This is a genomic window from Vibrio sp. 03_296, assembly GCF_002265885.1.
Genome location: NZ_NPKW01000007.1, coordinates 69,721 through 83,880 on the forward strand (window position 1 = coordinate 69,721; position 14,160 = coordinate 83,880).

Below are 14,160 nucleotides of genomic sequence, written 5' to 3' on the forward strand. Positions count from 1 at the left end.
CCTCTTAATACAGTGACCAATGACGTTGTTGAATGTGAGTGATGAACTGGCGCAGATCTTTTTCCAATGGGCGATCTTCAGTGACAAATTCAAACTCATCGAGTACCGAGCTGCAGATGGCTTTCAGACGATCGCTCATGTGGTTTTCGTCCAGTTCACCACGACGGCGGCGAATTTCGATCCCTTGTGTTGCAGCAAGTAGAGACGCGGCCGCCACCTGTTCAGTCAGTTCCAATACTCGCAAACAATCGCGGGCAGCGATAGTCCCCATGCTCACTTTATCTTGGTTGTGACACTCGGTTGAACGCGAGAATACGCTGGCAGGCATGGTGTGCTTGAGCGCTTCTGCGGTCCAAGCAGAAATGCCAATTTGCACCGCTTTAAAACCATGGTTGATGGGCTTGCGTTCCCCTTCGGCGCCGCTCAAGTTAAATGGTAAGCCATTGTTGAACTTATAATCCATCAATTGCGCCATTTGACGATCGAGCAGATCCGCGAGGTTGGCAATACCGGTTTTCAGTGTGTCCATTGCCATGGCAATGTGACCACCATAGAAGTGACCGCCGTGTAAAACACGTTCGTTATCACCATCGATGATTGGGTTGTCATTGGCACTGTTGAGCTCGTTCTCGATCATTTGGCGCAACCAAGGTAGTGAATCTTGGACAACACCAATCACGTGCGGCGCACAGCGCAGTGAGTAACGATCTTGCAGACGGTCACTGTTGCGTGGCGGCTTATCGGCTTTCAGGTCATCACGCAACCAAGCGGCGATCTGTTGTTGGCCAGGATGAGGTTTGACTGCAAAGAGCGCTTCATCAAAATGGAAGTCATTACCGTGCATGGCCACAGAGACCATAGCGGTGATTTTGGTGCTGAGCTGAGCTAGATACTCTGCGCGTTTGTAGGCAAGGCAAGCTAACGCGGTCATCACGGATGTGCCGTTCATGAGCGCCAAGCCCTCTTTAGGACGCAGTTTAATCGGTTGGATGCCAAGTTCGGCGTAGACTTCAGCGGTTGCACGCTCTTCACCTTGGTAGATCACTTCTCGCTCACCAACCAGCGCCGCAGCAAGGTAGGAAAGGGGAGTTAGATCGCCACTGGCTCCCACCGAACCTTCTTCAGGAATGCGGGGGGAAATATCGTGATTAATCAAAGTAACGATCTGATTGAGTAAGTCATGACTTACGCCCGAAACGCCTTGTGATAAAGAACACAGACGTGTCGCAAGCACAGCGCGCGCTTGCTCGTGGGTGAGAATTTTGCCTAAGCCACAGCCGTGAAAGCGCGTGAGGTGAAGTGGTAGTTCTTCAACCAATTGAGGCGGTATCGCGACTGTACAAGAGTCGCCGTATCCTGTGGTGACGCCATAGATCACCCCTTCTTCTTTAAGAAGGCGTTCTAGAAAGGCGACACCGCGGTCGATTTTGGCGGTAAATTCAACTGAGTTGTTTAACGTGGCCTTTGCGCCTTGAGCGATCGCCGCAACATCCTCAATCGTCAGTCTGCCTTGGCCAAAGGTAATATTATTTTCTGCTTGCATCGTCATGTTGCTGATCTGTTAGGTTCCAAAAATCAAAAAAGTTATACCACTGCAGAGGAGCCTGCAGTGTGTAATGTTCTAAACGTTGTGCGTACTGTTGCACAACCATTTCCAAAGCGGTTTGTCTCTCTTTGCGAGGCAGAACAATTTTGTCGCTAAAATGTTCGAAGTAGACATCAAAATGCGGAGTACTGCTGGAATCGTCACGTAGGCCAAAGAGTAAATACACTGGAGCTTTGAGAATCGAAGCCAACATAAATGGCCCTTGTGGGAATGGGGCAGGCTTACCAAGGAAATCAGCCCAAACGGCGCGTGTTTCTTTGCTGGTGGAGGTGCGATCACCCACTATGACGACCCATTCGCCTTGCTCAATTTTCTGCTGTAGCAAGATAGCGGTATCAGGCCCCAAATGGCTCACTTGAATCAGATTGAGCTCAGAATTGGGGTTAACCGCTTTCATCACCGCATTAAAACGCTCTGCGTGCTTAGTAAAGACCAAGGCATTGATTTTGACGTGGGTATGACGTCGGCTTAAGGCTCGACACAGCTCAATGTTGCCCAAATGCGAACCGAGAATAACCACACCTTGCTGGTTCTCAATCATTTTGTCGAACTGATTTTGCCCGTGGATAGTCAAATTCTGCGCTGAAAAATCGCCTTTCCAAGCCGCCAGTTTATCCAGCATGGTATGACCAAAAGAGAGCAAATGGTTGTAACTGGTGAGATTGTCTGGGAGCTCAATACGCTTTTCTCTGGCGTATTGCTCCAGTTGGTCGAGATAGCGTTGCGACGCTTGCTTGGCTTGTTTGCCCGTCGCATGATAATAAGCCATCACAAGACGTAAGATCAGATTGAAGGTCGTTCGCCCTAGCAATGAGTAGACCGCTAGCAGCAGTTTAATACCCAGTACCGTGCCTCGTTCTTGCTGCTTGGACCAATGCACATTGGTTTTCGCATCAGGATGTTTGCGCATTATCAGCTTAGGAGCTCTTGGCAGCATGCCAAAAAAGAGTTTAGTGTGCATCCAACTGATTTTAACGTTGTCCCAAAGCGCATCAAAATGCGAAATGCCGCCTTCAGGGTAGATCACGCGAGTTTCAATGAAATCAATATCCACCCCTTCCCAGTACATGCGAACGAGGATTTCGATGTCAAAATCCATGCGTGTACCAAGGCGATATTTGTCTAAAACCGCGACGGTTTTATCCACTGGGTAGGCACGAAAGCCACACATGCTGTCTCGGATGGTCATGGAGAGTGTCTCAATCCATACCCAAACATGAGTCACGTAACGGCCATACAAGCGAGATTTAGGGACGCTCTCGTCATAAATGGGCTGCCCTGATATCAATCGCTGAGGATGCATTTTTGAGGCGTTCAGCAATTTGGGAAGCGCTTGCAGATCATGTTGGCCATCCGAGTCGATTTGAATGGTGTGCGTAAAGCCAAGTTGTTGTGCATAGCGGATACCCGCCATGACAGCGCCGCCTTTGCCTTGGTTTTCTGCTAAGCGGATCAGGTACACCTTGTCGCGTGTTGCTTGCTGCTCGAGTTGCGTTTGCGTGGCGAAATTGCTGCCATCATCAACGATGATCACTGGCAGCGCAAACTCTTGCAGCGAGTCGATTACCTGACCAATGGTTTCACCATGGTTGTAACAAGGGATGAGAAAACAAGCTTGATAGTCAGTCACCGCTCGCCCCTAGTTTCATCTTGCCTGATGAGTGAGATACACGTTCGCCATCTCGGGAAGATGTATAGCTAAATTGCAGTTTCTCTTTGCTCTCATCCCAAACGAGCGAGAGCGTCACTTGTGCATCGGGCAGAATGGGTTCTTGGAACTTGATGACTTCCATTCCTTTAAATGCGGCTGGGCACTGCAACAGCGTGTGACCATAGAACATCGCCCAGTCGATTTGTGTGACACCCGGTAGCAAGGGAAAGTGAGTGAAATGACCAGAAAAATCCAGCAGGTCATGATCAACGCGCAGCTGTAATGTGGCATTGTGTCCGTCGACCTGACTGGCAAGAACGGTTGGCTTTCTTTTTGTACTCATAGTGTTTTCGTTCTAATGAAAAAGTTGTTCTATTTGGTTGGTCAGTCTTTTCCCTTGGCTGTTCAAAGGAATTTCACTGACAACTCGGTAGCGACGTGGAATGGCGATCGGCTCTAACCACTGTCGCAATTCGCCTCTCAGCAGAAGCCAAAACTTGCCTTTACCAAGCTCATTGAGTTTCGCTGTACCTGCTGAGGTTAATACTATCGCAGCCACCAAGGTTAATCTGTCAGATTCTGTCATGGGGATGACCACGCTTTCGTTAATCCAGTCGAGATGGTCAAGGCGCTTTTCTACTTCGACCAGAGAAATTCGCTTTTCTTCCAGTTTGATCACGCGATCGGTACGCCCTTTCAACAAGAACTGACGTTCGCTGACCATTTCACATTCGTCGGCAGTTTGATACCAATTCTCCCCATCAATGTGCGGAGAGCGCAGACGCAAACAGTTCTCTTGATTGAGCTCGACATCAATGCCAGGAAAGAGTTGCCATGGTGTGTTGGCTTGATGCTGCTGGCGGCAAGCAATGCCCCCCGTTTCTGTGCTGCCGAACACCTCCCAAGGTGTCTGTGAAAACAGCGTTTGAGCGTGCATCGCCGCTTCGTAACTTAATGGACCGCCAGATGAAAAAACACACGCAAATGGAGAAGAGTGATGCTCGGAGGTTAATCGTTTAAGCAGAGCAGGGCTGCTGATGAGCGCGGTTTGGTCACTGGCGTGTGCGACAAGCTGCTCGGGATACTCTAAGTTGGTTTGAGCGAAGGCACGGCCTGCACAAAGAGGCCAAAGTACACGGAAAAGCAAACCGTAAATATGTTGATGAGAGACGGTGCTTTCAATGCGGCAGTCTTGTAACTGCTGACCAAACAATTGCTCTAGCACAGCGATTTCACTATCTAGCTGTTGCAGAGTTTTACGAATCGCCTTTGGTGTTCCACTGGAGCCCGAGGTAAATAAGGTGAGCACCACTTGTTCAAGTAACAAGTGTGGAAACGAGGCGGGCTTGCAGGTGCTGAGCGTGCCCGATATTAATTGGTACGCTTGGCGTAAGTTGCTCCCCACTTCCTCATCACACAGTAAAAGATCAAACTCGCAGCTGAGCTCATCCAACGCCGCTGGTTGATAATTTCCAGGTAACACAATGGCTTTGCCACTAAAGCACAACGCAAAAAAACCAATGGCAAATTGGTAGCTGTTGGCGGCGCACAGGGCAACTCGTTGTGCTTCTATTTGCTTCATTTGTTCGCAAAGTGAATGCACTTGGCACGAGAACGATGACCAATCATGGTGTTCATTTAGGGAAAACGCGACTTGGTGTCGTGGGGCTCTGCCGTGATGAAACAGCGTAGCGAGTGAATGAAATGGTAGAGGGTGACTCATCTAATGCTCAGTCCTTGCGAACAAACTGGCGAACGATCCATTCTCCAGCAAATAAACTTCCGGCGGCTAAATAGCTAATAAAGCCGTTATACAGTGTCCACACCTGTAGTGGTTGAAAACAGGTGTATAAAGCGATACTTGCATTGATGAGAAAAAACCAACACCACACTTTCGTGACTGTGCGAGTATAACGAACGCCACTTTCGGGTAACTCGGGCTCTTGCAGACGAGCCAATCGCTCTATAATCGTTTGAGGCTGAGTTAAACTCGAGGCAAAAAGCGTCAACATGGCGAGGTTAACGATCACGGGATAAAACGTCAGCCAACCTTGCTGTTTGAATATCGCGCCCAGCGTAACCAGCACCACACCGATCACTCCGCTTATCACCGCAAGTTGTTTGAATTCTTTAAGCTTGGCTTGATGGCCGGAAAGGATTCTGAGCAGAAACACAATGCCTAAAAGGAGTGCGACCACTTCTAAGCCAAGCTTATCGATACCGAAATAGACGGCAAAAGGGTAGGTAAGCAATACAATTGCAGACAAAACTGTCAGCAATGTGCGCATCTCTTATTCCTTTACAAGTTCAACGACAGCGTCAACGACGTCTTGAACTGTGCGTACCGCTTTAAACTCTTCGGGTTGGATTTTCTTGCCTGTCACTTTCTGCAGATGAACAACCAGATCAACGGCATCAATGCTATCCAGGTCTAGGTCCTGATAAAGATGAGCATCCGGTTGGATGTCGTCTTCTTCTAGTTCAAATAGTTCAATCAGAGCGGCTTTCACCTGCTCAAATACGGCTTGTTGATTAACTTCTGACATATCAGGGCCTGCTTAATTAATTTCCGGTTTGTGAAGAAATGTAGTTTGCCAAATTTGCCACAGAAGCAAAGTGCTGACGAGTATTATTGTCATCTGCATCAATAACAATGTTGTATTTCTTCTTAATAGCCAAACCAAGTTCTAATGCATCGATAGAATCAAGACCTAAGCCATCACCAAACAGTGGTGCTTCAGTGTCGATATCATCAATCGAGATGTCCTCTAGATTGAGTGCATCGATGATCAGTTGTTTAATTTCATTTTGTAGTACTTCCACTGGGACCTACTTATATTTACTGATTTTGGAAAATGAAACCTGAAATAAGCAAAAACAATATTGCTTGGGCAAAATCGGAGAGACATCTTTTGGCTTACTCAGGGAAGATTGCCTCAGCCAAATGTGTATTCAGTCTTCTGGCTGCTGACGTTGGGTTATTAGTTTGCTCTATAAATGGTTTTACCTCAACCTTATGTTTCACCTCAACGTGAAAGAACGGTTTAGTTTCAGGCACTTGGTACCACATTTTTTCTTTGGTTAAGAAACTAGGGGTAACGGTGATATGCACGATACGTAAATCTCGTTCGGTCCTAATGGCGATTTGAGAAGCACCGCGTTGTAATGGTGACTTCACACCTGGGGTCGTTCGTGTCCCTTCGGGAAATACCAATAATACATTGCCGCGTTCAAATCGTTGTTCGCATTGGTTGAGAAGATCATCCGGTGATTTATTGGGTATGTAGCCTGCTCCTTGTACAACATATTTCATAAAAGGATTTTGCCAAATAGAGGCTTTAACTAAGCAATCGCATTGGCGTAACTGCGAGGCAATTAACACATAATCGATCAGGCTTGGGTGATTGGCGACGATGAGGCAATTTTTATCGGCGGCAAGAATCTCACCACCAGTAATTTTATAGTCGATTGCGCCAGTGTATTTCATCAGTTTGCAGAACAACGTAAACGTGAATTTAATTGTATGTTGTACCTTATATTCTCTTGCGGTCTGCTCACGTACGAACAAATGAATCAATGGAATAATGACCAAGCCGAGAATAAGGCCACCAATGCCAAAGGTCGCAAAGCAAAATCCTGTTGCAAACACCCGCCAATATTGATTCAGTTTTTTCACTTTTTATGCCATGTCCACGTTTGGCGAGAGCCAGTGATTGACCATTGTGTGACCGAGTCTTGGAGGAAGCCGCGGAAAAATTGCAGCGCTTGCGGTAACTCATGCTCTGGTGGCTGCTGAGCGGAATGAGCCTCGGCAGCAAATTGTTGTCCCGCGCTTACGAGCATGGCGAGTGCATAACCGCGATACGTTTGTGTTTCAAATTCCGCATAGTCTTGTGGCAATGGTTCGTCGAAGTCTACTAATAACACTTTGGCATCTGGGTGAATAGACAAAAATAGGTAAGCCTCTGTAAGCGCGCTCTGGAATGTATTTTTCCCCGCGGCAATCGACGTCAGTGGAATAGGCTTTTTGGTTGCAATGGTGGTTAATCCCGCCGCCGTGTTATGTACCGATTGAGAAAAAGCCATTGGTGAGGCTTCTTCACCCAGTAATATATCTTTGACTAAGGCGATGCTGCGGTGTAATTCACCGTGACGGCTTGAAAAAACCATATAGTCAACGTCGTTTTGGTTAAGCAACTCAATGGCAGCATGCACCGCCAGTTTGCTTAACGAACTCATTCGGCGTCGCATCATCGCCGGTATATTGCTTGCCGTAATATCGAAGGATTCAGGATAGCTTCCGGTATTTGCCCACTCTAGCCAATGCTCTTTATTATCCAATCCAGGAGAGTTCGCATACCATTTTTCAATATTTACACAAAGAGATAGTGATGAATTTGACATAGATTGTTGATTTGTTTCCATTGGCGTTCATACTAAAGCCCTTATCAAAAAATAGGGACAATCTAATGAAAACCTTTAAAATTTTTATTTCTATATGTTTGACGTTGTTATTAGTTGGCTGTGGTCGAGTACAACCAATTTTGGAGATACAGGATACTCCAGTCAGTTATGATCTTCAAAGTAAACAAGTGAAAAGCGCGATCGTCTTGGCAGCAACGAAAAGGGGTTGGGCGATTACAGAAGTGGAACCTGGCGTTTTAAGCGCAAAATTGAATCTTCGCTCGCATTTTGCAGAAATAATGATCCCTTACGACAACAAATATTACTCAATTCTTTACGTTAAATCAGAGAATCTGAATGCAAGTGATGGCAATATCCATCGTAATTACAATCGTTGGATCAACAACTTAAATGTTGATATTCAACGTCAATTTGCATTAGCCGCAGCGCAATAATTTCTTTTTAACAGTTAGTTAGGTTTTTTCGTGTTAAATCATAATTTTGATCCGTATAACGCTTTCGAAGCGAAAACAGAAGCTCAGAAACTTTCATTTGCTCCTATTCTTTTTCATACCGCTCGCACTCTCAGAGATCTTGGAATCCTGGCAGCCTTAGATAAAGCCGGGGAAGAAGGACTTTCAGCAGAACAAATTGCTGAGCAAACTCAAGTCTCCGAATATGGAGTAAAAGTGTTGCTTGATATGGCACTGAGTGCTCATGTTGTGATGTGGAAAAAACCTAACTATATCTTGGCAAACTTGGGTCATTTCCTCCTCCATGATGGCATGACTCAAGCCAACATGGATTTCACCGCTGACGTATGTTACGCCGCGATGATGCATTTGACGGAAGCGATTCAAGAAGGCAAGCCGGCAGGCCTCAAAGAACTTGGTGACTGGGTCACCATTTACGAAGGTTTGTCTCGTCTGCCTGAAAAAGCAAAAGAGAGCTGGTTTAAGTTTGATCACTACTATTCTGATCGCTCATTCCCGATTTTGCTGGAGACGGTGTTTGCGGAAAAACCACAACACATCGTCGATATTGGTGGCAATACCGGAAAATGGGCGCTGCAGTGCTGTAACTATGATCCTGATGTCAAAGTGACGATTGTGGACTTGCCTCGTCAGCTTGAACTCGCGATGGCCAATGCCGATAAACAAGGTTTTGCGGAGCGTATTGCACCTTTCCCTGCGAATATGCTTGATAAAAGCGAATCCCTCCCGCAAAACGCGGACGTGTGGTGGATGAGCCAGTTCTTAGACTGTTTTTCGCCGATGGAAATATTGAGCATACTCAAGCGTGTAAAGGAGAACCTTCAACAGAACTCTGTCGTGTATATTCTTGAACTGTTTTGCGATGCACAGAAATATGATGCGGCTTCATATAGCCTAAACGCGACCTCGCTTTACTTTACCTGTTTAGCGAATGGTAACAGTCGTTTCTATCGAAGCGAAGATTTCTTGCAAATCGTTGAAGAAGCCGGACTTGAGGTTGTGGAGCGTACCGACAATATCGGATTAGGCCACACTTTGCTCAAATTGGTTGCAAAACAATAAAGAAAATCAGGAATTACACTGAGTATGGAAAAGCAATCCACCCAGGTTGTCATTATTGGTGCGGGCCCATCGGGCTCGACCGCCTCTGCGCTGTTACACCAGCGTGGCATTAAAGTCATTGTGTTAGAAAAAGCGCAATTTCCCCGCTTTTCGATTGGGGAGAGTTTGCTGCCAGCTTGTATGGAAGTGGTTGAACAGGCTGGCATGTTAGACGCCGTCAATCAGCATGGTTTTCAATTTAAAAATGGTGCTGCGTTTCGCAAGCAAGGTGTCTATACCGAGTTCGACTTTACCGATAAGTTTACGCCAGGCCCTGGCACGACCTTTCAAGTACAAAGAGCGACGTTCGACAAAGTGCTGGCAGATGATGCTCAGCGCCAAGGGGTAGAGATTCGTTACCAGCATGAAGTAACGGAAGTGACCTTTGAAGGCAGCAAGTCGCGGCTTGTGGTGACGGACGAACACGGTCAAGCCTATCAAATTGAAGCCGATTATTTACTCGATGCCAGTGGGTTTGGGCGAGTATTGCCAAAACTATTGGCCTTGGAAGAGCCGTCTTGCTTACCACCGAGGAAAGCCATTTTTACTCACATCGTCGATAATATCGATGGCGATGGCATCGCTTATACCCGCGATAAGATCTTGATTTCGGTTCATCCCGAAAATGCCGATGTTTGGTATTGGTTGATACCGTTTTCCAACGGTGTCTGCTCTTTTGGCGTGGTGGGTACTCCAGAATTTTTCCAACGTTATCCAGACGACAAGTTAGCTGCGCTCCAGCAACTGGCGTCAGAAGAGCCGGGGCTTGCTCAACTGCTGAATAAGGCGCAATACCCGAATCCTGCTGGCGAATTAGGTGGCTACTCCGCCAACGTTAAGCATTTAGCAACACCACATTATGCGTTGCTCGGCAATGCGGGTGAGTTTCTTGATCCCGTATTCTCTTCCGGTGTCACGATTGCGATGAAATCGGCGCAGTTTGCCGTAGAGTGCGTTGAGAAACAGTTGGCCGGCGAAGTGGTCGATTGGCAAAAAGCGTATGCCGAACCTTTGATGGTCGGGGTGAATACCTTCCGCACCTATGTTGAAGGCTGGTATGACGGCACTTTGCAAGAGGTGATTTTCTTTGACGATCCTAACCCACGCATCAAGCAGATGATCTCTTCGATTCTTGCCGGCTACGCGTGGGATGAGAGTAACCCTTATGTCAAAGAGTCGAGACGCCGACTGGCAAGCCTAGCGGAGTTTGTTCGCGAGCTGCGCACTGAAACAGCGCTTTGAGCGGAATGTTCTGCACGTCAAGAAGAAAGAGATCGTCTTTTAAGCCCAAATAGCGAGTAAATGGAAAAGGTCCGTCTTGGGCCTTTTTCTTTATCTTTCAAAGCGATTGTCATCAAGATTACACTTTATTACGTTTTTACTTATTCATGAGGGATTATTTTGCCAAACGATTCGCGTATTTTATAAAACCTCATTGATTTATCGGCTTGAGTTACTACATTGGTGTGTCTTGGATTGACCACAGAGCCGAGCGATATCTTAAAGGGAGTTAGGGTTAAGAATGAACAAATGGCTGATTTTTACGCTTGCTTTGGCATTGTCTGCCTCTGCAACGGCAACGGTGCCACCAGCGCCGATTTGGCATGATGTCGAATTAAGTGACGGCTCTTCAACGAAAGTGCGCTTAACGGGTAATGCGGATTTCCATTGGTATGAAGACGAGCAAGGCAATGCGCTGATTGAGCAGCAAGATACATGGTTTTTCGCAGAAATAAAAAACGACGGTGCTAAGCCTTATCTGATTTCGAGTGGCGATGCAAAATTGGCCGACTCGCAGCCTCCTCTTTCGGCTCAAGATCGCTCGGCGTTACAAGTGACGCCATCTCACGCCAGTCTGCCGGAGCGCCCTGTCACTCAACGCTCTCGTTCGCTGCAGCAAACCCCTTTTTCAACACGTTCCGCTTTCGCTTCCCGAGCGCAGCCGTTTGAGCAACCGTTGTTGGTTGTGCAGGTGTCGTTTAGCAACATTTCGATGGTTCATGATTTTACTGAGTTGGTGTTCAGTGACGTCAACCAAAGTGTGGTGGATTACTACGACAAAAACTCTTTTGGCCAGTATCGCGTTGTGCCAGCTCAAGAAACCTATGGTACGGCAAATGACGGTGTCATTAGCATACGGGTCTCACAGCAGCATCCAAATTGTCACGACAGCCAAATTTGTACCAATCGTTTGAACAGCATTTTTAGTGAAGCATACCGACTGATCGACCAATATGTGGATTTTTCGACCTACGATCTCAACCGCGACGGCTCTATCGACCCAACTGAGCTGTCGGTGATGTTTGTTTTTGCTGGTGGAGACCGCTCAACCGGTGTGCTCACGAAGCCTGCAATTTGGCCGCACATGTATTTCCACAACACGGTTTATGTCGATGGTAAGTACATTTCTGCCTACTGTTTATTTGCCGATTATCAAGTCAACCATCAATCCACCTTGGGGGTGATTGTGCATGAGCTTGGTCATCTCATGTTAGATCTGCCAGACCTTTATTCTTATAACCACAAAGGTTCAGTGGGATCTTGGGGGGTAATGGGTGCAGGTTCTTGGGCAATGAAAGAGGGTGATCTGTATGCAGGAGAGACTCCTGTGAATATGAGCGCTTGGAGCCGACATGCGGCTGGCTTCATCAATCCACAGATCCTGACCAGCTCAGACAACGACGTACAAATCGTCAATCAGCAAGCAGCCATCGTCAATCTTGACCCTTATCTGCAAGAATTTGGTCCGCGTTTGTATGTCGAGAACCGCCGCAAGCAGGATTACGATCGAGCGCTGACAGCGGAGGGGGTATTGGTCACCTCCGTTAACATCAATCATGCTTTTAACCATACAGGCCCGATGCAAGTTCAGATCATGCAAGCTGATGGCTTAGCTGAGCTTGAGAATGGTGGTTGGACTGACGGCGCGGATGTGTATCCTGGTGATAGCCAAAATAGCCTGATTAGTGATAACTCCCACCCCTCGTTAACGTCGATCACTGGCTTTGCCACTGGAGTGAGCCTAAATAATATTGCGAGTTCAGATGCGTTTGCTTCGTTTCTCTTTCGTCGCCCTGTTGAAGGGTATGATTTCGCTTGGATGACCAGCCTTCGTCGTAGCTATGTTGTCAGTGAAGCGGAGAAGAACAGTGCCGCATTTGCTGTCACGCTCAGTTCAGACTCGGTGTTGGAAGGGGTACAGCTTTATTACCAAGTGCTCAATGCACTTCAGCCCGTTGAGTATGTGGTGGCACGTTACCCGGTATCAAATGCCAATTTTGGTTCTTTGGTGCTTAACCCAGCCGAGCGTATCGTGCTTGCCCAAGGCTCGACGTTTGGTAACGGTCGCCTCTTATTTGATACCCCCGCGAAACTGGCTTTGGGTTCGCATACATTAGTCATTGAGCTGACGAACGCGCAACTGGAGCAAAACTATCAGTTTAGTGAACTCCAAAACATGGAACCGGAAGGAAGTAAAACCATCTGGTTAGGAAATACTCAAACCAGCAGCAGTGACGGCATGAGTAAATTACTGCCATATCATCTCATTCCTTTTGCCGCGCTGCTGGACAGAGACATCAGCGAACTATTGCTACCGGTGAATGATCGCGTTGAAGTCAGCAAAAATGGCTCACTGCAACTCATGCTGACCAGCAACGATCGCATTGACGCCACCCTGGCAGGGCAAGTGGAAGTACACATTGTTACTCAGCCACAACATGGCCGTTTGAGTGGCTTAACGTACACGGCCCCCTCTTATTTTGTAGGTTCAGATCGCTTTACCTACCGATTGCAAACCGCGGATGGGCGAATGATCTCTGATGTCGCAAGTGTCGAGGTTGTCGTTGTCGGTAATAATGTTGCTCCAGTGGTGAACGTCGATGTGCAAGCAAGTCAGTTGGTTGCTGGTGAGCGTGTGCAGCTAAACGGAACGACGACGCAAGATCCGGATGGAGACCCTCTGAACTATCAATGGCGACAGACGTTTGGTCCTTCGGTTTCCTTGAGTGGAACCGAGAGTGACACCGCGCAGTTTACGATTCCAGCTTCGGCTCGTATGGGAGATGTGTTTGCGTTTACGTTAGAAGCGAGCGATCCAAGTGGGTTGAGTCACAGCGATCATGTGCAGATTGTTATCGTGAATACGCCACCAGTGGCGCAAGATGATCATGTGTCGGTTAAGGTCGGAGAGCGTATTGATATTACGCCACTGGCCAACGACAGCGATCACGATGGACAAACGTTGCAAATAACCCATGTTTCACCACCGACCTTCGGCAGTGTGTCGCTTATAGACAATCAGATTCGCTATCAAGCACCTGAAGAGAGCGCATCCACTAGTGAGGTGGTTTTGCATTACACCGTCTCGGATTCTGAAGGCGCTACAGCGCAAGGACGAGTTACGATCACCGTGTTATCAACAACGGCAGTGGTGGCAAGCGCCAGTTCCAGCGGCTCCTCTGGCGGCAGTATGGGGGGAGTAATGGTTGTTATTCTTGGGTTACTAGGTGTATGGCGAACCCGTTACCAAAGCGTCTAGTTATCAAAGCCACTAAATGGTGGCGAACGATCTTGTTATCCAAAGCGCACATTGAGTGCGCTTTTTTGTTTGCCCAGCGAAGCTGGCAAACCCGTCGGGTTGAAAGAAGCCCGAATCGCCCTGACTGAGGGGAAGATAATCCGAATTGCAAGGGCGTTGCTGGCCAACGGCAGGGTCTGAAGGAAGCAATAGGAAGTTAACAGTACACAACGTAAGTGAACCTGCTTCGGCAGCATAGGTGGGTAAGCGTCCGAAACATCGCAAAGCCCAATACTCAGTCAGACCTATGCTGTGCTTGAGGGTGGCATTGTTAACAGGGAGCCAGTGCAGTAACTGGGGAAGCCTGACACCACATCCGGGCAAR

General features: G+C 47.6%; 14 protein-coding genes. 4 read left to right on the forward strand and 10 right to left on the reverse strand.

Annotation, left to right across the window (positions count from 1 at the left end):
* Positions 1-4: 4 nt before the first annotated feature.
* The 9 genes from hutH to CIK04_RS00565 form a co-directional block, all read right to left on the reverse strand.
* Positions 5-1,549, reverse strand: a complete 1,545-nt coding sequence (hutH, locus tag CIK04_RS00525) for a histidine ammonia-lyase (protein WP_097353232.1) — start codon at positions 1,547-1,549, stop codon at positions 5-7.
* Positions 1,527-3,236 carry a glycosyltransferase gene (locus tag CIK04_RS00530; RefSeq protein WP_097353233.1) on the reverse strand — a complete coding sequence of 570 codons (1,710 nt, stop codon included), beginning with the start codon at positions 3,234-3,236 and terminating at the stop codon, positions 1,527-1,529. The genes hutH and CIK04_RS00530 overlap by 23 nt, the downstream gene beginning before the upstream one ends.
* Positions 3,229-3,600, reverse strand: coding sequence for a 3-hydroxyacyl-ACP dehydratase (locus tag CIK04_RS00535; protein ID WP_097353234.1), 372 nt, complete (start codon positions 3,598-3,600; stop codon positions 3,229-3,231). Before CIK04_RS00535 ends, CIK04_RS00530 begins: the two co-directional genes overlap by 8 nt.
* A gap of 12 nt (positions 3,601-3,612) precedes the next feature.
* Positions 3,613-4,980, reverse strand: coding sequence for an AMP-binding protein (locus CIK04_RS00540; RefSeq protein WP_097353235.1), 1,368 nt, complete (start codon positions 4,978-4,980; stop codon positions 3,613-3,615).
* Positions 4,981-4,987: 7 nt separating this feature from the next.
* Entirely contained in the window at positions 4,988-5,545 is a 558-nt protein-coding gene (locus CIK04_RS00545) for a septation protein IspZ (RefSeq protein ID WP_038939439.1), read from the reverse strand.
* A 3-nt stretch (positions 5,546-5,548) separates the two neighbouring features.
* Entirely contained in the window at positions 5,549-5,803 is a 255-nt protein-coding gene (locus tag CIK04_RS00550; RefSeq protein WP_011078172.1) for an acyl carrier protein, read from the reverse strand.
* Positions 5,804-5,819: 16 nt separating this feature from the next.
* Positions 5,820-6,080 carry a phosphopantetheine-binding protein gene (locus tag CIK04_RS00555; protein WP_011078171.1) on the reverse strand — a complete coding sequence of 87 codons (261 nt, stop codon included), beginning with the start codon at positions 6,078-6,080 and terminating at the stop codon, positions 5,820-5,822.
* A gap of 94 nt (positions 6,081-6,174) precedes the next feature.
* A complete protein-coding gene (locus CIK04_RS00560; protein ID WP_038939440.1) occupies positions 6,175-6,933 on the reverse strand; it encodes a 1-acyl-sn-glycerol-3-phosphate acyltransferase in 759 nt (252 codons plus the stop codon).
* Complete coding sequence (locus tag CIK04_RS00565) at positions 6,930-7,682, reverse strand: beta-ketoacyl synthase chain length factor (protein ID WP_038939441.1); 753 nt, start codon at positions 7,680-7,682, stop codon at positions 6,930-6,932. The genes CIK04_RS00560 and CIK04_RS00565 overlap by 4 nt, the downstream gene beginning before the upstream one ends.
* Before the next feature lie 44 nt (positions 7,683-7,726).
* Between CIK04_RS00565 and CIK04_RS00570 the strand changes: the two genes are divergently transcribed.
* From CIK04_RS00570 to CIK04_RS00585, 4 genes are all read left to right on the forward strand, one after another.
* On the forward strand, positions 7,727-8,116 hold the full coding sequence (locus CIK04_RS00570) for a hypothetical protein (protein ID WP_017420969.1): 390 nt from the start codon (positions 7,727-7,729) through the stop codon (positions 8,114-8,116).
* Positions 8,117-8,146: 30 nt separating this feature from the next.
* Positions 8,147-9,217 (forward strand): methyltransferase, encoded by a 1,071-nt coding sequence (locus CIK04_RS00575; RefSeq protein ID WP_017420968.1) that lies wholly within the window; start codon positions 8,147-8,149, stop codon positions 9,215-9,217.
* 24 nt (positions 9,218-9,241) lie between these two features.
* Positions 9,242-10,498: an NAD(P)/FAD-dependent oxidoreductase gene (locus CIK04_RS00580; RefSeq protein ID WP_017420967.1), complete on the forward strand. Its 1,257-nt coding sequence runs from the start codon at positions 9,242-9,244 to the stop codon at positions 10,496-10,498.
* Positions 10,499-10,778: 280 nt separating this feature from the next.
* Positions 10,779-13,796, forward strand: coding sequence for a M6 family metalloprotease domain-containing protein (locus CIK04_RS00585; protein WP_097353236.1), 3,018 nt, complete (start codon positions 10,779-10,781; stop codon positions 13,794-13,796).
* Between the two features lie 12 nt (positions 13,797-13,808).
* Here CIK04_RS00585 and CIK04_RS33095 read toward each other — a convergent pair.
* Positions 13,809-14,160, reverse strand: a 352-nt coding sequence (locus tag CIK04_RS33095; protein WP_325205684.1) for a hypothetical protein, incomplete at its 5' end; no start/stop codon positions are given.